Annotated in this window: 22 protein-coding genes and 1 pseudogene; 15 read left to right on the top strand and 8 right to left on the bottom strand. The window is 57.9% G+C overall.

Features of this window, described 5'->3' with window-relative positions:
- Positions 1–408 precede the first annotated feature (408 nt).
- From ftsW to AC2FIP_RS06165, 15 genes are all read left to right on the top strand, one after another.
- A complete protein-coding gene (ftsW, locus tag AC2FIP_RS06235; RefSeq protein ID WP_142635039.1) occupies positions 409–1,572 on the top strand; it encodes a putative lipid II flippase FtsW in 1,164 nt (387 codons plus the stop codon).
- On the top strand, positions 1,572–2,669 hold the full coding sequence (locus AC2FIP_RS06230) for a UDP-N-acetylglucosamine--N-acetylmuramyl-(pentapeptide) pyrophosphoryl-undecaprenol N-acetylglucosamine transferase (protein ID WP_496706537.1): 1,098 nt from the start codon (positions 1,572–1,574) through the stop codon (positions 2,667–2,669). The genes ftsW and AC2FIP_RS06230 overlap by 1 nt, the downstream gene beginning before the upstream one ends.
- Positions 2,666–4,063, top strand: coding sequence for a UDP-N-acetylmuramate--L-alanine ligase (murC, locus tag AC2FIP_RS06225; RefSeq protein WP_282021454.1), 1,398 nt, complete (start codon positions 2,666–2,668; stop codon positions 4,061–4,063). Before AC2FIP_RS06230 ends, murC begins: the two co-directional genes overlap by 4 nt.
- Positions 4,064–4,151: 88 nt before the next feature.
- Positions 4,152–4,400, top strand: a complete 249-nt coding sequence (locus tag AC2FIP_RS06220) for a DUF2484 family protein (protein ID WP_496694818.1) — start codon at positions 4,152–4,154, stop codon at positions 4,398–4,400.
- Complete coding sequence (locus tag AC2FIP_RS06215) at positions 4,397–4,651, top strand: DUF2484 family protein (protein WP_496694819.1); 255 nt, start codon at positions 4,397–4,399, stop codon at positions 4,649–4,651. Before AC2FIP_RS06220 ends, AC2FIP_RS06215 begins: the two co-directional genes overlap by 4 nt.
- A 45-nt stretch (positions 4,652–4,696) precedes the next feature.
- Positions 4,697–5,623: a UDP-N-acetylmuramate dehydrogenase gene (gene murB / locus AC2FIP_RS06210; protein ID WP_496690897.1), complete on the top strand. Its 927-nt coding sequence runs from the start codon at positions 4,697–4,699 to the stop codon at positions 5,621–5,623.
- 146 nt (positions 5,624–5,769) lie between these two features.
- Positions 5,770–6,648 carry a D-alanine--D-alanine ligase gene (locus tag AC2FIP_RS06205; RefSeq protein ID WP_496785570.1) on the top strand — a complete coding sequence of 293 codons (879 nt, stop codon included), beginning with the start codon at positions 5,770–5,772 and terminating at the stop codon, positions 6,646–6,648.
- Complete coding sequence (locus tag AC2FIP_RS06200) at positions 6,636–7,631, top strand: cell division protein FtsQ/DivIB (RefSeq protein WP_142635027.1); 996 nt, start codon at positions 6,636–6,638, stop codon at positions 7,629–7,631. The genes AC2FIP_RS06205 and AC2FIP_RS06200 overlap by 13 nt, the downstream gene beginning before the upstream one ends.
- Before the next feature lie 8 nt (positions 7,632–7,639).
- Positions 7,640–8,974: a cell division protein FtsA gene (ftsA, locus tag AC2FIP_RS06195; RefSeq protein WP_281972769.1), complete on the top strand. Its 1,335-nt coding sequence runs from the start codon at positions 7,640–7,642 to the stop codon at positions 8,972–8,974.
- Complete coding sequence (locus AC2FIP_RS06190; RefSeq protein WP_496785568.1) at positions 8,961–9,374, top strand: hypothetical protein; 414 nt, start codon at positions 8,961–8,963, stop codon at positions 9,372–9,374. The genes ftsA and AC2FIP_RS06190 overlap by 14 nt, the downstream gene beginning before the upstream one ends.
- Before the next feature lie 348 nt (positions 9,375–9,722).
- Positions 9,723–11,330 (top strand): cell division protein FtsZ, encoded by a 1,608-nt coding sequence (ftsZ, locus tag AC2FIP_RS06185; RefSeq protein WP_142635025.1) that lies wholly within the window; start codon positions 9,723–9,725, stop codon positions 11,328–11,330.
- Positions 11,331–11,542: 212 nt separating this feature from the next.
- The gene (gene lpxC / locus AC2FIP_RS06180) at positions 11,543–12,463 is read left to right on the top strand and encodes a UDP-3-O-acyl-N-acetylglucosamine deacetylase (protein WP_496785567.1); all 921 of its coding nucleotides are present in this window, start codon (positions 11,543–11,545) and stop codon (positions 12,461–12,463) included.
- A 126-nt stretch (positions 12,464–12,589) separates the two neighbouring features.
- Positions 12,590–13,432, top strand: coding sequence for an outer membrane protein assembly factor BamD (locus AC2FIP_RS06175; protein WP_142635022.1), 843 nt, complete (start codon positions 12,590–12,592; stop codon positions 13,430–13,432).
- A 35-nt stretch (positions 13,433–13,467) separates the two neighbouring features.
- A complete protein-coding gene (recN, locus tag AC2FIP_RS06170) occupies positions 13,468–15,117 on the top strand; it encodes a DNA repair protein RecN (protein WP_496785566.1) in 1,650 nt (549 codons plus the stop codon).
- Positions 15,118–15,198: 81 nt separating this feature from the next.
- Positions 15,199–16,884, top strand: coding sequence for a chloride channel protein (locus AC2FIP_RS06165; protein WP_496785564.1), 1,686 nt, complete (start codon positions 15,199–15,201; stop codon positions 16,882–16,884).
- A gap of 524 nt (positions 16,885–17,408) precedes the next feature.
- Here the strand turns inward: AC2FIP_RS06165 and AC2FIP_RS06160 are convergent.
- From AC2FIP_RS06160 to AC2FIP_RS06125, 8 genes and pseudogenes are all read right to left on the bottom strand, one after another.
- Positions 17,409–18,296: a branched-chain amino acid ABC transporter permease gene (locus tag AC2FIP_RS06160; protein WP_142635016.1), complete on the bottom strand. Its 888-nt coding sequence runs from the start codon at positions 18,294–18,296 to the stop codon at positions 17,409–17,411.
- 3 nt (positions 18,297–18,299) lie between these two features.
- Positions 18,300–19,013: an ABC transporter ATP-binding protein gene (locus AC2FIP_RS06155; RefSeq protein ID WP_496694826.1), complete on the bottom strand. Its 714-nt coding sequence runs from the start codon at positions 19,011–19,013 to the stop codon at positions 18,300–18,302.
- A 12-nt stretch (positions 19,014–19,025) separates the two neighbouring features.
- Positions 19,026–20,177, bottom strand: a complete 1,152-nt coding sequence (locus tag AC2FIP_RS06150) for an ABC transporter substrate-binding protein (protein WP_496785562.1) — start codon at positions 20,175–20,177, stop codon at positions 19,026–19,028.
- Positions 20,174–22,054, bottom strand: coding sequence for a branched-chain amino acid ABC transporter ATP-binding protein/permease (locus tag AC2FIP_RS06145; RefSeq protein WP_496785560.1), 1,881 nt, complete (start codon positions 22,052–22,054; stop codon positions 20,174–20,176). The genes AC2FIP_RS06150 and AC2FIP_RS06145 overlap by 4 nt, the downstream gene beginning before the upstream one ends.
- Complete coding sequence (locus tag AC2FIP_RS06140) at positions 22,051–22,821, bottom strand: N-formylglutamate amidohydrolase (protein ID WP_496785558.1); 771 nt, start codon at positions 22,819–22,821, stop codon at positions 22,051–22,053. Before AC2FIP_RS06140 ends, AC2FIP_RS06145 begins: the two co-directional genes overlap by 4 nt.
- Positions 22,818–23,587 (bottom strand): annotated as a pseudogene (locus tag AC2FIP_RS06135) (Rossmann-fold NAD(P)-binding domain-containing protein). The gene AC2FIP_RS06140 and the pseudogene AC2FIP_RS06135 overlap by 4 nt, the downstream one beginning before the upstream one ends.
- A complete protein-coding gene (locus tag AC2FIP_RS06130; protein WP_496785556.1) occupies positions 23,587–24,891 on the bottom strand; it encodes a glutamine synthetase family protein in 1,305 nt (434 codons plus the stop codon). Before AC2FIP_RS06130 ends, AC2FIP_RS06135 begins: the two are co-directional and overlap by 1 nt.
- Positions 24,888–25,736 (bottom strand): MurR/RpiR family transcriptional regulator, encoded by an 849-nt coding sequence (locus AC2FIP_RS06125; protein ID WP_271950266.1) that lies wholly within the window; start codon positions 25,734–25,736, stop codon positions 24,888–24,890. Before AC2FIP_RS06125 ends, AC2FIP_RS06130 begins: the two co-directional genes overlap by 4 nt.
- Positions 25,737–25,808 lie beyond the last annotated feature (72 nt).

The following is a 25,808-nucleotide window of genomic DNA, read 5'->3' as shown; positions in this document are numbered from 1 at the left end:
CTGTGGATCCGTCCTCTGATTGGTTTGGGAAAATGGAATGAAATTGGCAGTTGGAACATTTGTGATATTGGCCGGAATACCATGTGCCAGAATACGCCCGACAAGGAAGCTCAATATGACGCACTGCACAGGAGGGCGGTTCAGTGATCACGCGCATTTCCCAAGTCACAGTTCAACTGGGAAAAAAGGCTGAATTGGTCGAATCCAGGAGGATAAAGCACTACGATCTTGTTCCCTAGGTGTTCCGAACGCCCGGGACGGGAAGCCCTGAAGCGGATCACTGGCTTGAAGGCGCCAATTTCCCTCTGTTGCGGCGTCATTCCACTAGCCCAAACACTAAAACCCCTGTAGACTCGCTCGTAGACCCCGAAAACGGGGCGTTGACGAGGCAGATAGTGGCGGTATCTCATGACTGAGATGGTGTATGGCGCGGTTCAGGACCAGCGCGGAGAACCGATTCTACCAAAGTGGTGGCGGACGATTGATCGTTGGACGATGTCCTGCGTACTGATCCTGTTTGTCATCGGGCTGTTGCTGGGGCTGGCCTCATCGCCGCCGCTGGCTGGTCGCAACGGGTTCGACCCGTTCCATTACGTCGAACGCCAGGCGCTGTTCGGCGGATTGGCGCTTGTTGCGATGCTGCTGACCTCGATGATGTCGCCCACACTGGTTCGACGTCTGGCGGTGTTGGGGTTTCTTGCTGCTTTTGTCGCGCTGGTCTTCCTTCCCGTCTTTGGCACAGATTTTGGCAAAGGTGCGGTGCGCTGGTATTCGCTTGGCTTTGCCTCGCTGCAGCCGTCTGAATTTCTGAAACCCGGGTTTATCGTTGTGGCGGCCTGGTTGCTGGCCGCGTCACAACAGATCAACGGCCCGCCCGGTCGGCTATGGTCTTTTGCGCTGTGCATGGCGATTGTCGCCATGTTGGTTATGCAGCCCGATTTTGGTCAGGCCTGCCTGATCCTGTTTGGCTGGGGCGTGATGTATTTCGTTGCCGGTGCGCCGATGTTGTTGCTGGTTGGTATGGCGGGGTTTGTCGTGCTTGGCGGTATGTTCGCCTATTCCAACTCGGAACATTTCGCCCGACGCATTGACGGGTTCCTGAACCAAGAGGTCGATCCGACCACTCAGCTGGGCTATGCCACCAATGCGATCCGCGAGGGCGGGCTTTTCGGTGTCGGCGTGGGTGAAGGGCAGGTGAAATGGTCGCTGCCCGATGCCCATACGGATTTCATCATCGCTGTCGCGGCCGAGGAATATGGCCTGATCCTGGTGCTGATCATCATCGCGCTGTATTCCCTGATCGTCGTGCGGTCATTGCTGCGGCTGATGCGCGAGCGCGACATGTTCATCCGTCTGGCGGGTACCGGTCTGGCCTGCATGTTCGGGGTTCAGGCGATGATCAATATGGGCGTCGCCGTGCGCCTTTTGCCTGCCAAAGGCATGACTTTGCCGTTCGTCAGCTATGGTGGGTCCTCGCTGATTGCAGGTGGTATTGCAATCGGCATGCTTCTGGCGTTTACCCGCACCCGCCCTCAGGGCGAACTTGGTGATATTCTACGCGGACGAGGCTGATGGGCAAACCCTACCTTCTGATTGCGGCTGGCGGGACCGGGGGCCACATGTTCCCGGCTCAGGCGCTGGCCGAGGCGATGCTGCACAGGGGCTGGCGTGTGCGCTTGTCCACCGATACGCGCGGCGCACGATATACGGGTGGCTTTCCGCATTCGACTGAAATTGTCGAGGCGTCCTCGGCCACATTCGCCCGTGGCGGACTGCCCGCCAAACTGATGGTCGGTCCCAAGATCGCAGGTGGTGTCGCCGGTATGGCGTTTCAGATGTTGCGCGACCGACCGGACGTCGTGGTCGGCTTTGGCGGCTATCCCTCAATCCCGGCGCTGGGCGCTGCGACGATGTCGAAGATCCCGCGCATGATCCATGAACAGAATGGCGTTTTGGGCCGTGTGAATCAGCTGTTTGCGACTCGCGTGGCGCAGGTGGCTTGCGGTGTCTGGCCGACTGATCTGCCGGACGGTGCAAAGGGCATACATACTGGCAACCCGGTTCGGGCCGCTGTGCTGGACCGGGCTGCGGCGGGCTATATCCCACCAGGTGATTACCCGATGTCGATCCTGGTGATGGGTGGCTCGCAAGGGGCGCGCATCCTTAGTCAGATTGTGCCCGAAGCGATTGCCGCGCTGCCTGATGAGATGCGCCGCCATATTCGTGTCGCGCATCAGGCCCGCGACGAAGACGGTGCCCGTGTTTCCGCGTTTTATGACGACCACGGTATCCGTGCCGAAGTGAAACCGTTCTTTCAGGATGTGCCCCGTCGTATGTCCGATGCGCAGCTGGTGATATCACGCTCAGGTGCGTCAAGTGTGGCGGATATATCCGTCATCGGGCGGCCCTCGATCCTGATCCCGTATGCCGCCGCCGCGGGCGATCATCAGACCGCCAATGCACGCGGGCTGGTTCAGGCCGGAGGGGCAATCATGATCCCCGAGAACCTGCTTGACGTTCCTTCGCTGACGCAGCAAATCACCGCAGTTCTGACAAACCCTGAAGCCGCACAAAAGATGGCCCATGCCGCCCTATCGACCGGCGCACCGGACGCGACCGAGCGTTTGGTCGCCCAGGTCGAACAGTTGGCGCAGAAGGAGACCGCATGACCCCAGCAACCAAACTGCCGCAGGATGTCGGGCCGATCCATTTTGTGGGGATTGGCGGGATCGGGATGTCAGGCATTGCCGAGGTGCTGTTGAACCTGGGCTACCGGGTGCAGGGCTCGGACCTGAAAGCGTCAAAAATCACCGACCGCCTTGCTGGTCTGGGCGCCGAGATCTTTGTCGGTCAAAGTGCTGAAAACCTTGAGAACGCCGCCGTGGTTGTGGTGTCGACCGCGATCAAACCGGGCAACCCGGAGCTGGACGGTGCCCGTGCGCGCGGCCTGCCAGTGGTGCGTCGGGCCGACATGCTGGCCGAGTTGATGCGCCTGAAATCCAACATTGCCATTGCCGGAACCCACGGCAAGACCACCACCACCACGATGATGGCTGAACTGATGGTGGCAGGGGAATTTGACCCGACCGTGATCAATGGCGGTATCATTCACGCTTATGGCTCGAATGCGCGGATGGGGCAGGGCGAATGGATGGTGGTCGAGGCGGACGAATCCGACGGCTCGTTCAACCGGCTGCCCGCGACCATTGCCATTGTCACCAATATCGACCCCGAGCATATGGAGCATTGGGGTGATTTCGACCAGCTGCGCGACGGGTTCTACGAATTTGTCTCGAACCTGCCGTTTTACGGGCTTGCCGTCTGCTGCACCGACCACGCCGAAGTGCAAACACTGGTGGGTCGCATCACAGACCGGCGCGTGCGGACCTATGGTTTCAACGCGCAGGCGGATGTGCGGGCCGAGAACCTGACCTATAAGGGCGGCGTCGCACATTTCGACATTCACCTGCAATACGAAGACAAGAGGATCGAGGGCTGCACCCTGCCGATGCCCGGCGACCACAACGTCTCGAACGCGTTGTCTGCGGTTGCTGTTGCCCGCCATCTGGGCATGAAAGCCGCCGAAATCCGCGAAGCGTTGGCTAATTTCGGTGGCGTCAATCGTCGCTTTACCAAAGTGGGTGAGGTCGATGGCGTCACAATCATCGACGATTACGGTCACCACCCGGTTGAAATCGCAGCGGTTCTGAAAGCCGCACGCCAGGCCACCGAAGGCCGTGTGATCGCGGTCCATCAACCCCACAGGTATTCGCGTTTGTCTAATCTGTTCGATGATTTCTGTACCTGTTTCAATGACGCCGACGTTGTTGCCATCGCCGATATTTTCGCTGCCGGAGAGGACCCGATCGAAGGGGCGTCCCGCGATGACCTGGTTCAGGGGCTCATCCGGCATGGGCATCGACATGCCCGCGCTTTGATGGACGAATCCGATCTTGAACGTCTGGTTCGTGAGCAGGCCCGCCCCGGAGACATGGTTGTCTGCCTTGGTGCCGGTACGATCAGCGCCTGGGCCAATGGCCTGCCTTCGCGCTTGCAGAAATAACAGGCGATGTGACGTAATGGACTCTTTTGCGGTGCAACCCTAAAGAGTGATCGTGCAACCGCAGAAAAAGCGGTCTCGGAGGCAAGATTTGGCGTACTCGGTATTATTTGCAGGGATGTGGGTCATAGCGTCGACTATCGTGGCCATGCTACCGATGCGCCTGCAATTTCCACCGGGGATTGTGTTGGTTATCGTTGCGCCGGCGCTGATTGTCTGGCTGGGTTACGATTTCGGCTGGTTCTTTTCGGTCCTGGGCTTTGCGGCTTTTGCATCCATGTTCCGCAACCCAATTCGCCACTATTGGCAACGTTGGACAGGCCGAGGGGACGACGAATGAATTGGTCCATTGCCCTTGCCGCCCTGTGGGGAATTGTTGCGAATGTGCTGGCGATGATCCCCAGCAAGGATAATCACTGGACCCGCGCCTATTTCTTGATTGCTGCGGGTATTCCTATCGTTGGCTATGTCACGCTGCAGAACGGCCCATGGATCGGGTTGATTGTTCTGGTTGCTGGGATCTCGGTACTGCGTTGGCCCGTGATTTATCTGGGCCGGTGGTTGCGTCGGATCCTGGGTGCCGCGCAATAGCGGATACAGCTTGCTTTGGCGGTTCAAATCCGCGAATTAGCGGCCATGACTTCTGTTCCCTCGCCACGCGGCAAGCTCACCCAGAACCGCCCGCTGAATGATCTGACCTGGTTGCGGGTCGGAGGACCGGCGGATTACCTTTTTCAACCCGCCGACCAGGAAGACCTGCAGCAGTTTCTGCGCGACTTGCCTGACGATATCACGGTTTTCCCGATGGGCGTCGGTTCGAACCTGATCGTCCGGGACGGAGGGCTGCGCGCCGTAGTGATCCGGTTGGGCCGGGGATTTAATGGCATCTCGATTGAGGGCAACATTGTCACCGCAGGCGCGGCGGCGCTGGATGGGCATGTGGCGCGCAAGGCAGCTGATGCGGGCGTGGACCTGACGTTTTTGCGAACCATTCCGGGGTCGATCGGCGGCGCTGTGCGGATGAATGCGGGATGTTATGGCAGCTATACGGCGGATGTTCTGTGCAAGGCGACGATCATCACGCGGCAAGGGCAGGTCGTCGATCTGACGCCCGAAGAACTGAATTTTCGCTATCGTCAGTCGGATCTGCCTGAGGGTGCGGTGCTGATCTCGGCCACGTTCGAAGGCCCCCTAGATGATCCTGATGAACTGCATGCCCGCATGGACTCGCAGTTGAAAAAGCGGGATGAGACCCAGCCGACCAAAGATCGCAGCGCGGGCTCGACCTTCCGCAATCCGGCCGGGTTTTCCTCGACGGGCCGCGCAGATGATGTGCATGACCTCAAGGCCTGGAAGGTGATCGACGACGCGGGAATGCGGGGCGTGATGCGGGGCGGAGCGCAGATGAGCCCCAAGCATCCCAATTTTCTGATCAACACCGGCTCTGCCACCGCTGCCGACCTCGAAGGGTTGGGCGAAGATGTGCGAAAAAAGGTTTACGAAACAAGCGGCATCACGCTAGAGTGGGAAATCATGCGGGTCGGTGATCCGCTGACAGATTAAAGCTCCGACCGTCAGACCCAAAACAGGCAAAATAGGGCGACGGATCAAAGGCATAAAGCAGGACGGACCACCACATAAGGTCCGCAGGATTTGAGGCGCACGACGTGGGTAGTTCGAGCAGGACAAACCCCAAAGTGGCGGTATTGATGGGTGGACCCTCGGCGGAACGTGAGGTGTCTCTCAGCTCTGGGCGCGAATGCGCAGCCGCCCTAAGGGGAGAAGGCTTTGAAGTGGTCGAACTGGACGCGGGTCCGGACCTCTATGCGCGCCTTTTGGATATCAAGCCGGATGTGGTCTTCAACGCTCTGCATGGTCGCTGGGGCGAGGATGGCTGCGTGCAGGGTCTGCTGGAGTGGTTGCGTATTCCCTATACCCATTCGGGTGTGCTGGCTTCGGCGTTGGCCATGGACAAGCAGCGCAGCAAAGCGGCGTTCCATATCGCGGGTCTGCCAGTCGCCGAAAGTGTGATCGAGGCCAAATCCGAAGTTGCCGCGCGTCACACGATGGAACCGCCCTATGTGGTCAAGCCCAACAACGAGGGTTCCAGCGTCGGCATTTATCTGGTGCATGAGGGCGCCAACACTCCACCGAAACTGGCAGACGACATGCCCGAACTGGTAATGGTCGAACAATATGTGGCTGGCCGCGAGTTGACCGTCACAGTCATGGGCGACCGCGCCCTGACCGTGACAGAAATCATGACGGATGGCTGGTACGATTACGATGCCAAGTACAAGCCGGGCGGGTCGTGGCATGTGCTGCCTGCTGAAATCCCGCTGGACATTTTTGACCTGTGTATGGGCTTTGCCAAACAGGCGCATGATCTGTTGGGTTGCAAAGGCGTCAGCCGCACAGATTTTCGGTGGGATGACAGCAAGGGCGCAGAGGGCTTGTTCCTGCTGGAAACCAACACCCAGCCAGGAATGACGCCGACGTCACTGGCTCCGGAACAGGGCGCGCATTGCGGGATAACCTTCGGCCAGTTTTGCGCATGGATGGTGGAGGACGCATCATGCGACCGCTGACAGCCACCCGTGCGCCGGTTATCCATCGGTCAAAGCCACTTGCCGGTCCGGATGCCGATTTCGCTTCGGGGGACCGCAACAATGTAGAACCCAAGTTCCGCCTGCGGCGACTTTGGGGGCGTAAGTCATCGGCGTTTGATCCGGCGCCGTCCCGCCTAAGCTATCGGTTGCAGCGCTGGATGTTGACGCCTGGTGTTCGCCGTGGCCTGAAATACGGGCTGCCGGTCTTCGCTGTGTGTGCTGCGCTTGGCGGGTATTTCAGCTCTCAGGACCGGCGCGAAGCGATTGTGGCTCATGTCCATGATGTGAAAATCTCGATCCAGCAGCGACCAGAATTCATGGTCAACCTGATGGCGATTGATGGGGCGGGAACCAACCTTTCGGAAGACATTCGTGAAGTGGTGCCGCTGGACTTCCCAATCAGTTCCTGGGACCTGGATGTCGAACAGATGCGCGAAACGATCACAGGATTGGATCCGGTTAAATCAGCCTCTGTGCGCATCCGTCCAGGAGGTATCCTGCAGGTGGATGTTGTCGAACGGCAGCCCGCCATTGTCTGGCGTACCCGCCGAGGGGTCGAATTGCTGGATGAAACTGGCGCGCATGTTGAAATCATCGCATCGCGGCAGGATCACTCCAATCTGCCACTGATCGCGGGTGAGGGCGCGGATTCCTATGTACCCGAAGCGCTGCAACTGACGGCCACAGCCAGCAGTCTTGGCAATCGGGTGCGCGGTCTGGTGCGAATTGGCGAACGTCGCTGGGATCTGGTTCTGGATCGCGGTCAGCGCATCATGTTGCCGACAGAACGGCCAGTGCGCGCATTGGAACGCGTGTTGGCCGTGAACGAGGTTCAGGATCTTCTGGAACGCGATGTGGCCGTGGTGGATATGCGCCTGGGTCAGCGACCGACAATCCGAATGACCAAAGCCGCCAGCGAAGACTGGTGGAATACAAAAGTAGATGTGAGTAGTGGGCAGTAACGACAATGATGACCGATCTTTATCAGTCCCAACGGGCCATGCGGCAAATGCGCAGGCAGGCGATGCAACGCGGCGTTGTCGCTATTCTGGATGTCGGGAGCTCAAAGATTTCCTGCCTTGTGCTGCGGTTCGACGGCGCCGGGCGTTTGCACGAGGACAGTGGCATCGGGTCTTTGGCCGGACAATCCGGGTTTCGGGTGATCGGTGCCGCGACCACGCGTTCCCGTGGTGTGCAATTTGGCGAAGTCACTGCGATGCAGGAGACCGAGCGCGCCATTCGAACCGCGCTTCAGGCCGCGCAGAAAATGGCAGATATCCGGGTCGACCATGTGATCGCCTGTTTCTCGGGGGCAAACCCGCGGTCCTATGGTTTGGATGCCCAGGTGGATCTGGAAGGTCAGCTGGTAACCGAGGCCGAAGTCGGCCGGGTTCTCAATGCCTGTGACGTGCCCGACTATGGTGCGGGCCGCGAAGTCCTACATGCTCAGCCGGTGAATTTTGCGCTGGATAACCGATCGGGCTTGATCGACCCAAGGGGTCAGATGGGGCAATCGCTGGCCGTCGATATGCACATGCTGACCGTGGACGCGGTTGCAATCCAGAATATCGTGCGCTGTATCAAGCGTTGCGATCTCGAATTGGCCGGTATCGCAAATTCGGCCTATGTCTCGGGCATCTCGGCGCTGGTTGAGGATGAACAGGAACTGGGTGCTGCCTGTATCGATATGGGCGGTGGCACGACGAGCGTGTCGATCTTTATGAAGAAACACATGATCTATGCCGATTGCGTGCGCATGGGTGGGGATCACGTGACCAGTGACATCTCGATGGGGCTGGGCGTTCCGGCGTCTGTGGCCGAGCGGATCAAGACCTTCAATGGCGGCGTTCACGCGACCGGCGCGGATGATCGTGACCTGATCGACATCGGAGGGGATACCGGTGATTGGGAACATGACCGTCGTACGGTCAGCCGGGCCGAGCTGATCGGCATCATGCGCCCGCGTGTCGAAGAAATTCTGGAAGAAGTGCGTGTCCGGCTGGATGCTGCCGGGTTTGAGCATATGCCCAGCCAGCAGATCGTGCTGACCGGTGGCGGCAGTCAGATTATGGGGCTCGACGGGTTGGCCTCTCGTATTCTGGGGCAACGTGTTCGCCTTGGTCGCCCGCTGCGGGTCCATGGGTTGCCGCAATCGGCCACGGGGCCGGGGTTCTCTTCGGTTGTGGGGCTAAGCCTGTTTGCAGCCAACCCACAGGATGAATGGTGGGATTTTGAAATCCCCGTAGACACCTATTCCGCACGCCCGTTCAAGCGCGCTGTGCGGTGGTTCCGTGACAACTGGTAAGGCCGCGATCGCGGCGCTGGTCATGGCTGTGCCGTCAGCGATAGAGGCTCAGACCCGTATCACACCCGAAGCCTTCCTGGGGGCCGTTCAAGGAAAGACCGTAAAGATTCACGTCTATGACAGCGGAATGCTGGTCGGCACCGAAGAGTTCCTGAGCCCGACTCTCTCGGTCTGGCGTATGGAGGGCAAGGGTTGTGTGTACGGGAAAATTACAACTCCTAATGGGCAGATTTGCTTTCTGTACGACGATGACGAGGATGGTCTGCCAGTTTGCTGGTGGCCGTTTTTGTATGAAGACCAGTTGATGGTGCGAATGGTCGGTTTCTCCAGGACAGAAATTCAAGAGGTCAGGGACATTTCTGAGAAAGGTCTTAACTGCCCAAGTGCCCCAATTAGCTAAAGAAATATCTTGCGGGGGCTGTCAAAATCCCGCAAGATATCCACAGGGTCCGTCAGAGGCCTTGCGAGAGGGCTTGAGCAGTTTTCCGCAGACAGAATGTGAATGAATTGCAAGTGACGCGCCCGTCAACAGTGGCGCGAGCGTCGCATGTTTTGTGGTGCTTTGAGATAATTCCGCAACATCTGGCAATCTCTGCCAAATACTGTTTCCAGGTGCCTTATTTCCTCCATATTTTGTGGATTTTCGCGATTTTTGGCGTGACGTTTGCCGTTTGGATCGGTAGGATTGTTAGTGGATAGGTAAGAAAAACACCGCGTTGGCGGGTTATATAAACAGGCGGACAGAAGCATGACATTGAATCTTTCGATGCCCGGGCACGACGAGCTGAAGCCTCGGATTACAGTTTTTGGCGTTGGCGGAGCGGGCGGTAACGCCGTCAACAACATGATTGAAAAACAGTTGGACGGTGTCGATTTTGTCGTTGCCAACACCGATGCCCAGGCGCTGCAGCAAAGCCAGTCTTCGTCACGAGTTCAACTAGGCGTGAAAGTCACCGAAGGTCTGGGTGCGGGCGCGCGTCCGACAGTGGGTGCGGCAGCGGCCGAAGAAAGCATCGAGCAGATTGTAGACCATCTGGCAGGCGCGCATATGTGCTTCATCACGGCCGGTATGGGCGGTGGCACCGGCACGGGTGCCGCACCGATCATCGCGCAGGCAGCGCGTGAATTGGGTGTTTTGACCGTCGGTGTTGTGACCAAGCCTTTCCAGTTCGAAGGCGCTAAGCGGATGCGTCAGGCCGAAGACGGTGTTGAAGCCTTGCAGCGCGTTGTCGACACGCTGATCATCATTCCAAACCAGAACCTGTTCCGTCTGGCCAACGAAAAGACCACGTTTACCGAGGCGTTTTCGATGGCGGATGACGTTCTGTATCAGGGTGTCAAAGGCGTGACCGACTTGATGGTGCGTCCGGGCCTGATCAACCTCGACTTCGCGGATGTTCGCGCCGTTATGGACGAGATGGGCAAGGCGATGATGGGCACGGGCGAAGCCACCGGCGAAGATCGCGCGGTTCAGGCCGCCGAGAAGGCCATCGCGAACCCGCTGTTGGATGAAATCAGCCTCAAGGGCGCCAAGGGCGTTCTGATCAACATCACCGGCAGCCACGACCTGACCCTGTTCGAACTGGACGAAGCCGCAAACCGTATCCGTGAGGAAGTGGATCCTGAGGCGAATATCATCGTCGGCTCCACGCTGGATACCGCAATGGAAGGCGGCATGCGCGTTTCGGTTGTGGCAACAGGTATCGACGCCAGCGAAAAACAGGATGATGTGCCTGTCGCGCGTCGTTCGATGTCGGCACCGCTGACCCGTTCGGTTTCTGCAGAGGAAGCGGCCCTGGAAGAAATGTCAGTGGCGGCAAGCGCCGAACCTGAACCTCAGCCCGAACCAACGCGTGAACCTTCGCTGTTTGAGGCAACTGAAGAGCCGATGGAACCGCAATTCCAACCGCGCGCAGAACAGGATGATGACGGCCTGCCACCCCCGGCTTATCAACCGCGCGTGGCCGAATTCGAGCCGACTCCCGAGCCGGTCGAATACGCCCCAGAAAGCTTTGTCGCACCTCAGCCGCAAGCACCCGCAGGATCGCCGTCACCTGAAGCGCTGAGGCGCTTGCAGGCAGCCGTCCAGAATGTACCTCCGGCTGAAAGAGGTCATCCTGCGCCTCGGCCACAGGAGGTCTCCGATAGTCATGGAGATGCCGACCGCCCGCGATTTGGTTTTAACCGCCTGATTGATCGCATGACCGGCCACGCAGCCGATACTCCGGCGCAGCAACCGGCCCGCCAGCAGCCGGTATTGCGCCAATCTGACGCTACGGCACCTGCACATGTCGAGGACGACCCGGAGCAGGATCGGATCGAAATACCGGCCTTCCTTCGCCGTCAAGCCAACTGATCGCGGTAACAATATACTAAAGAGGGGCTGCCATTTGGCGGCCCTTTCTTATTTTAAAACAGTGCATTATCCCTATGTGAGCAGGGTTTTGCCGACCTGTCACATTCATGTTTCATTCGGTTGCAAAGAGTGAGTTGAGCCTTTTGACCTGCTTCCTTAGTTGAATGCCAACACGGCCATCACAGGCCGGACGCCACTCACCGAGGTCACACTTGCAACATACGCTCAAATCTTCGATCACGTTTACAGGCCTCGGGCTGCACAGCGGTAAGCCTGCGACGATGATCCTGAGGCCGGCTGCTGCTGGCCACGGCATCTGGTTCAAACGGACGGATATCGAGCTGGGCAATGCGTTGATCCCTGCAATCTACGATGTGGTCGATCGTACCCCGCTTTGTACCCGACTGGTCAATGAAGCGGGCGTTACGGTTTCCACCGTCGAGCATATCATGGCAGCCTTGGCTGGATGCGGTGTCCACAATGCGCTGATCGAGATCGATGGCCCCGAAGTGCCGATCATGGACGGGTCTTCGATTGAATTCGTTCGTGGCATCATGTTGAAAGGCGTGCGTCGTCAGGCAAGCCCGGTCCTGGCCTATGAAGTTCTTAAACCTGTGACCGCAACCCGTGAGGGTGCCAGTGCTTCGATTGCGCCTGCGGACGGTTTGATTATCGATTTTCATATCGATTTTGAAGACAGCGCCATTGGTCGTCAGACTAAGAGGCTGGATATGTGCAATGGCTCTTTTGCACGCGAGCTTAGTGATTGCCGGACATTCTGCCGTCGTACCGACGTCGAAGCAATGCGCGAGAACGGCTTGGCTCTTGGCGGCACGCTTGAAAATGCTGTGGTCGTTCAGGGCGACGAAGTTCTGACCCCGGGTGGCCTTCGCCACGCAGACGAGGCAGTGCGTCACAAGATGCTAGATGCTCTGGGTGACTTGTATTTGGCGGGTGGACCGATTCTGGGTCATTTCATCGGCGACAAGTCTGGTCATGCGATGACAAACACGCTGCTGCGCAAGCTGTTTGAAACGCCCGGTGCTGTGCGTCCGATCCTGTGTACCCCCGAACAGGCCGCGCGTCTGCCCGGGCAGGGTCTGGTCTGGGACGAAATCCCCGAAGTCGCCTGATTGGTTCCACTCTGCTGACAAATCCGCCAAAGGGCCTACTAAGGCGTTTTGCACTGGAATTTTATGTGCTAGACCAAGGCCCAAACCGGGGTATTCCCATTAAGCAAGACGACAAGGATTGGCGGAATGATAGGCACCAAAGCGGCGGTCAGATTCGCAGGGGCGGTACTTCTGACAGCAGTTTTGACAGCGTGCAACAGCGGGGGCGCTGACCGCAATCAGAACCTAGAAGGGTTCACCCCCGAACAGATTTTCACGCGTGGGGAATTTGAGCTGTCGGAGAATCGTTCCGACGATGCGGCGTGGTACTTCTCTGAGGTTGAACGTCTTTACCCTTACTCTGACTGGGCAAAGCGCGCGCTGATCATGCAGGCGTTTTCGTACCATGCAGATGAGAATTACGAAGAAAGCCGTGCAGCGGCACAGCGCTATATAGATTTCTATCCAACCGACGAAGATGCGGCCTATGCCCAATATCTGTTGGCACTCAGCTATTATGACCAGATTGACGAGGTGGGCCGCGATCAGGGCCTGACGTTCCAGGCGCTTCAGTCATTGCGCACGGTGATCGAAGTCTATCCGGACAGCGAATATGCCACCTCCGCCGTGTTGAAATTCGATCTGGCCTTTGACCATCTGGCTGGCAAAGAAATGGAGATCGGACGTTATTATCTGCGTCAGGATCACTATACTGCCGCGATCAACCGGTTCCGCGTTGTGGTAGAGGATTTTCAGACAACTTCGCATACCGCTGAAGCGCTCTATCGCCTGATCGAGGCCTATCTCTCGTTGGGTCTGGTGGATGAGGCGCAATCGGCCGGTGCAATTCTGGGTTACAACTACCAATCCTCGGAATGGTATGACGCTGGCTATAAGCTGCTGACCTCTCGCGGGCTGAAACTCAAAAGCCGCGGCAACAACTGGCTCAGCACGATTTATCGCCAGACCGTCAAAGGTCAGTGGTTGTAATCGCCATGGCTAAAGGCGTGGGACGCTGAGACCCGATGCTGCGCGCCCTTGATATCCGCGATATGCTGATCATCGACCGGTTGGAACTGACGTTCCAGTCGGGATTGAACGCGTTGACCGGCGAGACCGGCGCGGGCAAGTCGATCCTACTGGATTCGCTTGGGTTCGTTCTGGGCTGGCGCGGGCGGGCAGAGCTGGTGCGTCAGGGGGCCGCTCAGGGCGAAGTTGTGGCCGAGTTCGAGCTGCACGAAAACCACCCCGCACATGCGATTTTGGCCGAAGCCGGATTGCCCGGAGGCGAAGAGCTGATCCTGCGCCGCGTGAACACAGCCGAGGGCCGGAAAACCGCATGGGTCAATGACCGGCGTTGCTCGGGCGAGGTGCTGCGGGCCTTGTCGGAAACCCTGGTGGAACTGCATGGCCAGCACGATGATCGCGGCCTGCTGAACCCACGTGGCCACCGCGCGATGCTGGATGATTTTGCCGAGGCAAGGGGGCAACTGGCCACTGTGCGCTCTGCATGGTCCGAGATGTCGCGTGCGCGCAAGCTTTTGTCTGAGGTCGAATCTGCCTTGGCTGCCATGCGGGCAGAGGAAGAATTTCTGCGCCATGCGGTCACTGAGCTTGATAAGCTTGATCCGCAGCCCGGCGAGGATGCCGAACTGGATGCAAGGCGCCGCATGATGCAGGGGGCAGAGCGGATTCGCGATGACGTCGCCCGTGCCTATGACTTGCTTGGCAGCGATGGGGCCGAGGGCGCGATGTCTGATGCTCTGCGCTGGTTGGAAGGGGTGTCCGATAATGCGGGCGGGCAGTTGGAAGAGCCTGTTGCCGCACTGGGGCGTGCACTGGTCGAATTGGGCGAGGCGCAAGATGGCGTTAATGCCAGTCTTCAGGTGCTGGACTTCAATCCGGCTGAACTGGAGGCAGTCGAGGAACGGCTTTTCGCCATTCGTGCGTTGGCCCGAAAGCATGACGTTGCCCCGGACGACTTGGGTGGGTTCGCGGAGACCCTGCGTGAGCGGCTGAACCGTTTGGATGCTGGTGACGCTGATCTGGCCGACAGGCGCTTTGCGGTTGAGACTGCGCAGGCAGTTTATCACAAGGCTGCGGAAGCACTCAGTAGCCTGCGCCAACGGGCAGCGGGTGAACTTGACACCGCTGTGATGGCCGAGCTTGCACCGCTGAAAATGGAACGCGCTGTGTTCCAGACCGAGATCACCCCGTCCGATCCCGGCCCCGAAGGTGCGGATGCTGTGGCGTTCACCGTTGCCACCAACCCCGGTGCACTGTCTGGACCGTTGAACAAAATCGCCTCGGGCGGTGAACTAAGCCGCTTCTTGCTGGCGCTCAAGGTCTGTCTGTCCGGCGATGACAGCGCGCGCACGATGATCTTTGATGAGATCGACAGGGGTGTTGGCGGCGCGACTGCGGACGCCGTCGGCAGGCGTCTGGCATCGCTGGCACAGGGCGGGCAGGTATTGGTCGTGACGCATTCCCCGCAGGTCGCCGCACGTGCCGCCTATCACTGGCGTGTTCAGAAACATGTGACCGATGGGCAAACCCTGTCGACCGTGGTGCCCTTGGCCCAGGCCGACCGGGTGGACGAGATCGCCAGGATGGTCGCCGGAGACACGATCACGGACGAAGCGCGCGCCGCTGCCCGTGCTCTTCTGGACGCATAGGCCCTCACAGACGCGCGATCCGGCTTTTATCCGTGCCCTCCGTGGCTTAGTAAGGGGTGTATCCTGATCCCCCGAGGGCAAATGACCCAGTCAACCCGCACCGTTCTGCGCAACCAGCTCAATCAGGCTCTGGCCGCGATGAAGGACGCGTGGCGGGTGATGCGCAGGCGCGGGCCCAGCCAAATTCAGTTCTGGTTCATCGCGCTGGCGATTGGGATTGCCGCAGGCTTTATGGCATTGGGATTTCGTAAGGCAATTCAGGCATTGCAGGCCTATGTCTACGACACCGGGGATATCTCGTTACTGCACAGCCATGTGGAAAAGCTACCCTGGTTCCTGATCCTGATCACACCGATCATCGGCGGTCTTATCGTTGGCATCATCCTGCACCGGTATACCGATGACGGGCGCGTGCGTTCAGTTGCCGATGTAATCGAAGGCGCTGCCCTCACCGATGGTCGGGTCGAAGGCAAGGCGGGTATCGCGTCTTTTTTCTCCTCGCTGATTACGCTCAGCACAGGTGGGTCCACGGGTCGAGAAGGGCCGGTTGTGCATATGGCAGGCGTGATCTCGACCTGGGTCAGTAATCGTATCCATGCCGACGGAATTACCGGGCGTGATTTGCTGGGATGTGCGGTGGCGGCGGCAGTTTCGGCCAGTTTCAACTCACCCATTGCCGGTGCTTTGTTCGCACTTGAGGTGGTGTTGCGCCATTTCGCGGTGCATGCTTTTGCGCCCATCGTTATCGCTTCGGTCGCCGGGACGGTGATTAACCGGCTGGAATACGGCGACGTGACCGAATTCACTCTGGATACGCCCGGATCCCTGCAATTCTATGTCGAGCTGCCCGCGTTTCTGATCCTTGGGTTGATCTGCGGGTTGGTGGCCTTGCTTCTGATGCGGTCGATCTTCTTTGCAGAAGATATTGGCAATCACATTCAAAGCCGGCTGTCCTTGCCCGGATGGCTGCGTCCTGCTGTATCAGGCGCAATGTTGGGACTGATCGCGATCTGGTTTCCCCACATCATCGGCGTTGGATACGAAACCACGATCCGGGCTCTGGCCGGAGATTTGGTTCTGACAACCGCCATCCTGTTCGCAATCATCAAAACTGTGGCTGTTGCGATCACGATGGGGGGACGTATGGGTGGCGGTGTGTTTTCACCCTCGCTGATGATAGGTGCGTTAACCGGGTTGGCATTCGGGTTGATTGCAACGAGTTTGCTGCCCGATGTATCGGGTACCCATACCCTCTACGCATTTGCCGGGATGGGCGCGGTGGCCGCTGCCGTGCTTGGTGCCCCGATTTCGACCACGATGATTGTCTTTGAACTGACCGGAGATTGGCAGATCGGTCTGGCGGTGATGGTGTCGGTTTCAATGTCCACGGCGCTGGCTTCGCGCCTCGTGGATCGATCCTTCTTCCTGACACAACTGGAACGGTGCAATGTGCATCTGGCCGCGGGGCCACAAGCCTATCTTCTGGCAATGTTGCGCGCAGGCGCAGTGATGCGACCGCTTGGCGATGCACGTTCAATCAGCCGGGAAGAAGCACAGGTTTTGATTGATCAGGGTCTTTTTGTTCAAGCAAGCGCAACACTTGAGGCGGCGATGCCGTTCTTCGACCGAGACGAAATCCTCTGCATACCGGTGGTTGTGAGCGGTGATGACGGAGCTGAGACCCCAGTCGGTACGCTCTACCATATTGATGCGCTAAAGGCCTATAACCGCGCGTTGGCAGCCACGGCTGCAGAAGAACATTCATAACAGGGGCCCCTGCAACATTGGTCCTTGTCAATCTTGTTCCTTGAAACAGGCGAGGCATTGACGCGATACGATCTTTGGATCTGCACTTGCCGGGCGTGGCCAGTCGAAATCCAGAGGCTCATGTGTTCGATCTGACAAGCTGTGCAGAACTGAGCTTTCTAGCTGAAAAACATTAGGCCTTGGAGCGCTGGTGAAGGACTAACTTTACCTCACTGACGCTCTGGAATTTGTGGAACGACGCGCAACTTTGAGCCGTCGACAGCTTCCCAGGATATTTTCGAGCCAGCGGGTCATGCAATATTGGCCGTAACATCGAGAAATTCTGATCTATTGCGGACTTTTGTCGGTATCTGGTCAAAGAAGGGCAGTGTGGCACAGCCCAATTCCGCTGCAGCTGCGCCAATGTCTGATTTTGGAAGTTAGATTCAATTTCCGCAGAATCCGATTTGCACACTCTTTGTCTGTCATCGCGCTCTGAGGGCAACAATCCGAGCTAGTGATGAACTTTGCGCCAACACCGCTCCTTACGATCTGTTGGCATTCGCCGCTGGAAGGAGGCCATCCGGGCGTAACAGCAACAACAAGATGACAGAGGCCAGAACCATTGCATCCCGGTATGGGGCCAGACTGTCTGGCAGGAAAGCCTGTAGCAGAACCTCCAGCCCGCCGACGATGAACCCACCAAGGACAGCGCCGCCCAAGCTGCCCAAACCCCCAAGTACGGTCGCAATGAAGGCCTTGAGAACGGGGAAAAATCCCATCAGTGGATCCACTGACCCGCGTTGTGCCGTCCAGATGACAGCGGCAATACCCGCAAGTAGCCCTGACAGGGCAAAAGCCACAGCAACGACCCGGTTGGCCTTGATACCCAGCAGTTTGAGCATCTCGATATCTTCGGCAGCGGCGCGCATGGCCATGCCAATCGTTGTGCGCCGCAACACGAATGTCAGGCCTGCAAGGGCTGAAAATGTTACGATGATTGATACGGTCGGGATAATGCCAAATGTCGTCTGGCCGATATGATACGTGCCAGACCATGACGCTGGAAAAGAGATCGGGACGGGTCTGGCGGAAATTCCGTTCTGGAACAGAACTTTGAGGATCTCGGATACCGCGAAAGATGTGATCAAAAGTGCAACGACATCTGCGCCGCGCATGGCGCGAAACGCTGTACGCTCCATTGCCATGGCCATGAACACAGAAGCGCCAAGCCCGACAACAAGAGCGGCGATCGGCGGCAGGCCAAAGCTCATGGCCAGAAAGATGCCATAGCCCCCGAACGTCATGATTTCGCCATGCGCGAAATTGATCAATCGCACAATAGAGAACACAATCGCCAGCCCCAGGGCCAGCATCGCATAAATTCCCCCAAGGCTAAGCGCGTTGATCATTTGTTGAAGAAGAACTTCCATCGCTCAAGCCGCCAGATATGCGGATTGCAAGACCGCGTTATTTGCTAGTTCCGACGGTGCACCGGCAGCGGCAACAGCGCCATTCGCCAGCACGACAGCATGATCGGCAATGTCCAGGGCAAGAGCCGCGTTTTGCTCGACCAGAAGCACTGAAATACCGTCGGCTTTCAATTCTTCTACGATGTCGAAAATCTGATCCACGACCTGCGGCGCAAGGCCAAGCGACGGTTCGTCCAGCAACAGCAAGCGCGGTCCGCTCATCAAGGCACGTCCCACCGCCAGCATCTGTTGTTCGCCCCCCGACAAAAGCCCCGCCATCTGACGGCGGCGTTCGCCTAGGATCGGGAAACGCTCTTTCATCTCGGCCAAACGTTTGGCGCTGAGCGTCTCGTCGCCCAGAATTGATCCGGCCAGCATAAGATTTTCTTCGACCGTCAGCTGCGCAAACACGCGGCGTCCTTCCGGTGAAATGGCCACACCCGCCCGCACAATGGAGTCAGGTGCAGCCGCTGTCATATCCTTGCCAAAAAGGGAAACAGCGCCCGATACCACGGGCAAAGCACCTGCGATGGCCATGACCGTCGTTGTCTTGCCTGCGCCATTGGCCCCTAAAAGCGCCGTTATGCCGCCTTTGGGGACGATCAGGTCAATGCCCTGAACCGCGCGGATTGGGCCATAGCGGACGTGCAAGCCTTGGATATCGAGTGCTGTTTCCATTGGGTTCAGACCTTACGGCTGTGGCAGGATTGCGGGATCAGCTGAGGTGCGCAGGACAAACTCTTTTTCGCCTGCATCGGTAATCCGTGCGACCACAACATCACGCAGAGGCATCCGGTCGGTCCCCGCGAAAGTGAAGTTGGACATGATACCCTCACCATTCTCAATGCCGGCCATTGCGGCAGTCACGGCAGCAGGGTCTGTCGTGCCAGCCGCTGCGACAGCATCCTCGATCATATGCGCAATATCGCAGCCATTTACGTAGTAATTGTTGTCCGGCGTGATCCCCTTTGCAGCAGAGAACCGCGTGATGAAATCGGCATAGGCAGAGCCTTCGTCTGGGAAGCCACCAGATGTATGCGTTACGCCTGTGACGACATCACCAAGGCCGCGTACGGTTGGTGAATCGAGTACGTCACCTCCCATCACCTGGGTATCAATCCCGGCACCCCGCAGCGCACGGATGAAGGCCGGGAAATCAGGCTCCCACGCCCATGTGACGATCACGTCCGGGGTGGTATCCGCATTCTTGATGGTCGTCACGATGGCAGAAAAGTCCGGCTGGTTCAGCGAATAGTTGCTTTCCCCGACAACGGCACCACCAAGCGATGTGAAGGCCTCGCCAAAGTACTCGGGCCCACCCAATGTGTAGGCACTGTCTGGGGATTTCACGAGCCAGACACGTTCGAACCCTTGCTCGCGTGCGTGGCCTGCCAGTACGGCGGCCTGTTGGTTGTCCGCGGGGTAACTGCCAAAGACATGTTCACCGACTTGCGTCAGAACCGGGGCTGTTCCGGCAAAGGTCATTGTTGGGATGCTGTCAGCCGCTGTGATCTGGGCCGCGGCGATTGTCGGATCGGCATCGGCTGACGCCACGATGAACTGCGCGCCGTCATCGATCATTTCCTGTACAACTTTAACGCCTTCGGCGATGTCAGACCGGGTGTCGCGCACAATCAACTCAACCGGTGTTGTGCCGTTCAGGCCCCCCTTGGCGTTCATTTCGTCAATGCAGAACTGGAACCCGGCATAGGCGGGTCCGTCATAGGGGGCCAGATAGCCCGATTGCGCGGACATTACGCCGATTTTATAACTCTCAGCCATCGCTGTTCCAGCCAGGCCGGTGATAACTGCTGTTGAAAGAAGAAGGGCATTACGTATCATTTTATTGCTACCTCTGTTGGTTGACTTCGGTTGGTTTCGCTAATTTCTGCTTTTTGGGCTGTGCGCCCTTTGCCGATGTAAGCCTCGATGACTTTGGGATTTGCGCGCACGTCTTCAGGCGTGCCTTGCGCGATGACGCCACCTTGGTGCATCACCACGATCCAGTCCGACAGGCGGTTCACGAACCTCAGGTCATGATCGATCAGAAGGACACCGATGCCGCGTGTTTTGCCGACCTTAATCAGCCGATCAGCCAGATCATCTGTTTCGCCAGGATTCATGCCAGCGGCCGGTTCATCCAGTAAAAGAATCTTAGGGTCTTGTGCCAAAGCGCGGGCGATTTCCAAGCGCTTGCGGGCACCATATGGCAGGCTGTCGGCGCGATACCCGGCGACTTCCCCAAGATCAAAGGCATCCAGTTCACGCAGGGTGATAGCCGCGGCAGTCTTGCGGTCGTGACCTGCGGCCAAAGCGGCAACAAGAACATTTTCGTAGGCTGTCAGACCGCTGAACAGGCGCAAGTTCTGGAAGCTACGCGAGACACCAAAGCCTGGCACTTTGTGACGCGAGACACGGGTCAGATCAACCTCACCCATATGCGCAGAACCGGTGTCCGCCTGATAGGAGCGTGTGAGCAAGTTAACAAGCGTGGACTTGCCAGCACCGTTGGGGCCAATCAGGCCAGTGATGCGCCCAGTCGGAGCTTCGAAACTGACGTCTCTTACGGCTTTGACGCCTGCGAAACTTCTTGACAGGTTTGATGCTTTCAGCGTGGCTGGGACGACGGGCTCGGGCGTGCGCGCAGGAGTTACTCGGGACTTCAGGCGCCCGAGCAGATTTGCATCGGCGCCAGGGCCAAGTTCAAAGCCTCCGACCAGACCCTGAGGTCGCGCCCAGATCACCAGCAGGATTGCAAGCCCCAAGACAATCGTCGTCAGGCCAAAGACCTCGGGCAAGGTGACGCCAAGCACAGTTGAGCCGCCTTCGAACTGGCGCACAGTGTCCTGCAGCAGCGTCACCGCGATCACCCCGACCACTGCGCCGCCAACCGATGACATTCCGCCGACAATCATCATGACCACCTGCGCAAAGACGAGCCCAAGGTAGAAGGATGCGGGTGAAAATGCTCCCAGCATATGCCCGTAAAGTGCACCCGCGACTGTCGCCATGGTACCAGAGGCACACCAAGCGATGAATCTTGTGCGTCGGGCATTGATGCCAAGTGCTGTTGCGGCATCCTCATCGTCACGGGCCGCGCGGGAAAACAGGCCCAAACGGCTTTCGCGAAACCAACGGGCTAGCAGGATTGCGACCGTGGCCGCGCTGAGGGCCAGAACCAGATCTGTCACCCTTGGCACACCGTAAAACGTCTGGCTGCCGCGTGTGATTTCGCGTGCGGCGATGGCCACGCCATGGGCGATGATCAGCAGGCCAAGCGCGGCAATCGTGGCAGACGCACCCACAAGCCGAGCGATGGCGCTTCCGGTTAGAGCTGCAAAGGCAAGTCCCGCAAGGGCGACCACCGGCAGCGACACCCAGATCGTTACTTCATGGCCTGCCAGAAATGACGGTAGATCCGGTAGGGCAGAACGTTGAAGAGCAGCAGGCATGGTGAGAATGCCTGACAGATAAGCGCCTAGCGCCAAAAACGCTCCATGCCCGAAAGACACAATGCCCGTGTTGCCGCAATAGATCGCAAGGGCCACTACAGCGACCACATTGACACACATCTGTACAGCAATCCGCTCGCCAGTGCGTCCAAAAATCAACGTCAGCCCAAGCACCACAGCCAGCAGCACAGCAACCGCCGCCGCCGTCCGGAGCAAGTTGGACGCCCGCAAGCGTCCGGGATGTGTATGAAGAGGGGCGATGCTCATGAGGGAATGTCCCCTACCGCTGTAAGGATTGCGTCTGCCAGCAGATCCGCCCACAGCCCGACTTGCGATTGTTCGCGGATTTGATCGTTTCGAATTTCAATCAGGCAATGCACAAGCTCACGGGGTTCTGCATGCGCTGGAATAAACCAATCGCCCTCAGTTTCGATCTGATAGGGCTTGTTCAACGCAAAGGTCATGTCAGGGCGGAGCTGCGCGATATGTGCCATCAATGCTTTGGCAGCACCGCCTGTACCGCGGCTTAAAAAGCCTGCCTGCCAAGGCCGGTCCTTGCCATCGAGATGCGGTGTAAAGGAATGGATCGAAAACGCGGCACGACGCGGACGGTTGGCAAAGAGCCGATTCAACTCTGCATCCATAGGTCGAAAGATTTCATCGACACGCATGGCCCGGCTCAATTCGGTGATCGCGCTGTTCCCCGGCACCTCAACCTGGTCGCTGATCGCAGGGACCGCCAAGGGGCTGTCAGGGGGACGGTTACAGTCAAATACCAGCCGTGAGTAATTTTGGACGACGAGAGGCGCGTTCAACTGTTCAGCCAACTGGCGCGCTACATCCTGGGCACCAATGTCCCAGCCGCGGTGGCTTTCAATGACGTCGCGGGAGACTCCCAAATCTCCAAGAATCTCGGGGACCGCATTGCCTGCATGCTCACACAGCAGCACGATCTCCGACGTGCTATCTGCATTAACGACGTCAATCGGCGCAGGATCGTTCGGCCCCAATAAGGTATGAGTACACAAATTCATGCAGCTTGGACCGCACGGTGTGTGTATCGTCTTGTCATACCGAGCAGAACCTTGGGATCGTGCGGGTCGGCAATCAGATCCAGCATTTCGCTTGGGGCGCCGTCAGTCGCTTTTTGGTGCAGCCAGCGTTTGGCCGAGAAATCCTCGACCACAAAGCCAACACTATCAAAAACCGTAATCTGATCTTCGGAAGTTCGTCCCTTTTTAGAACCGGTTAGAACCTGCCACAGTTCGTTTACCGCGTGATCCGGGTCGAGTTGCTGGATATCGCCCTCGATGCGCGTCTGTTTTGGGTACTCTAAAGAAATGTCATTGCGCATCAGAATATCCCGTTGCCGATACTCGCAGCGGTTTTAGCTGATTTGGGGGCCAGTATACGCGTCACCATCACCGATGTTGCCGCCGTGCGAAGCGCCGTTAGAAGGGTCATTTCAGAAATGAGTCGTCGATAGCCGGTATCAACAGAGGCCAGCACACCAACGGCGGTTAGGGTTTGCAGGCCGACCTTGGTGTTCGATCGGTGCCCGTTCATGGACTTGAAGGTGTGATCCACACCATCATAGGTTGGCGTCAGTTCAATCACACCGACCTTAGAATGGGACGCCACGCTCGGTGTCTTGTCAAATACCGGCCAGCGTTTGAAATCGGCTTCGATCATATTGGCCAATCCTGCAAGGCAGTCCCGTAGGCCATGCTTATGGACCAGGGCCCGCATGTTTTCGACGCTGACAAATGGAACCAATGCTCTGTCAGAGGGCGCGCTCATCAGTATGTTCCTTCATACGCGGCGCATTTCTGTGCTGTGTCCATGTCTTTTACCGCGTCGATTTCTGCAGCCTTATGGGCGGCGTAGACGCTCGCGAACTCTGGTCCGAACCAACTGGTGACGGTCGTATCCGCCTGAAACGCCTCAAGGGCGGCCTCAAGCGTTTCGGGCAGGCGCACAAAACCACGCGCCGTGAGATCATCCGCTGAAAGAAGCGACAGGTCTTCCTCGGTCGGCGCAGGCGCTTTCAGCCCATCTTCGATCCCCTGAACACCAGCATGTACAACAGCGGCCAAAGCCAGGTAAGGCGACGCCGCTGCATCCGCCGCGCGGTATTCAATGTTGAATTGTCTGCCGATTGAAGCGGGGTCCTTTGCCGTCACAGGGCAGACCCTCAACGAGGCCTCGCGGTCTCGGAACCCGAGATTGTTATACGCAGCCGACCACCGGTGCGGAGTAAGGCGTTCGTATGACACGACAGACGGTGCCGTCAGCGCTAAAATGTTAGGCAGGTATTTTAGCACGCCAGCAGCGAACCCATCAGTAAGTCTGGACATCCCGCAGGGGCCGCTTGCATCAAATGTGACCGGCTCGCCGGCATCGTCGACAAAGCTCATGTGGATATGAACGCCATTGCCGACGCTCGCCACATCGCGGATTGGCGTAAAGGTTGCAGCCTCACCCAGGTGACGCGCTGCCGAGCGAGTAAGCTCGCGCAGGATTACTGCCGCATCTGCCGAGCGCACACCTTTGGCAGGGCCGATAACGACCTCGTATTGATTGGGGCCGAATTCCTTCATGATACTGTCTGGCTCGAGCCCGTTTTCGGCGAGTGTCGCCATCAGCACTTCGCAAAGCTTCCGCTGAATCTCGAACCCTTCGCGTCCGTATCCCTGGTTTTCCACCGCCGGTGGGCTTTTCAGTTGAAACTCGTGCTCGAACGCCGAGATCAGATGAACGCCTGCTACATCATGCAGGCGCTTCAGCGCGGATTTGAGGATAGCGCGCGTACAAAAGGCCCAAGGATCCCCGTCAAGCGTGACGACATCGCCCATCAGGAAATGCTCGGTCACATCTCCAAATGTCGCCCGGGCCTCTGCGTTTGCATCGGGAATCAAAAGCAAATCACCTAGCGCGCCGAACGGGCTGTCAGCGATTATGTCGAAACAGGTGATCTGCACATTGGTAGGGGTCCAGCCGACCCCCCGCACCAGCCGTTTTTCCAACTGATCAGCGGGAAAGGCTTTGCCGCGCACTTTTCCGGCAACATCGGATATGGCAGCAAAAATTAGCGGCAGGGTCATTTTTCATTTTCCTCTTGAGTAAAGCGCAAAGCATCCCAGGCCTTGATACGGTCTCGGGTCTGTTCCCAGTTGTCCTCGGCAATCCGCGTCACGATGGCCTCGGTCACCGAGAGAGCCGCCGAGTAAGTATCCCACAAGGTGCCGCTATCAATTGGCACCGGCATGACCTCATGGGCGTGTTTGGCAATCGGTGAAATCCATTTGTCCGTCATCAGGATCACACGGGCATTCCGATCGCGTGAGGCAACAAGCGACAGCTGCTCCAGCGCCGGTTGGTAGCGGCGAAAATCAACAGCATAAAGGATATCCCCGGGCCGCATCCGCAACAGATATTCTGGCCAGCCTTCAGGCGTATCAGGCAGATGAAACACATCCTTGCGGATCTGACGCAGGTGGAACGAAAGATGCTTGGCGATCGTATCGCTGATCCGGCCACCCAGCACGTAAACGCTGCGTTTCGGGTCGGTCAGAAGGGTGCAGATCTGGTTAAACTGATCTTCGGTGATCGCATCAGCCGCCATGGCCATCTGGCTGGCCGATTTGGAAATAAAGTCCTTCAGATATCCCCCATGAACGGGCCGTTCCGCCTGGTGGAGTTGAACAGGCGAGCGGTGCCCTTCTTTCAATTCCGCGATAAGATCACGTTGGAAATCCTGATATCCATCAAGTCCAATCTTGGTAACAAACCGTGAGATTGAAGGCGGTGACACCTCGGCGTGTTTTGCCAGCTCCTGGATCGAGGAAAGGCCGGCAAATGGGTAATCCGACAGGATAGCTGCAGCAAGTTTGCGCTCTCCGCTGGTTAGCATATCGGCTGCGTTTTCGATGCGGTCTCTGATCAACATGCGCTATATGGTGGTGGAAAAATATTTTCTGTCAATCTAAATTGAATTGACTTTGGAATTTTATTTTCTTTT

It is taken from the genome of Ruegeria sp. CDSB114, assembly GCF_059611025.1.
Note: the sequence above shows the minus strand (reverse complement) of the source record. Positions and strands in the feature narration are given on the sequence as shown.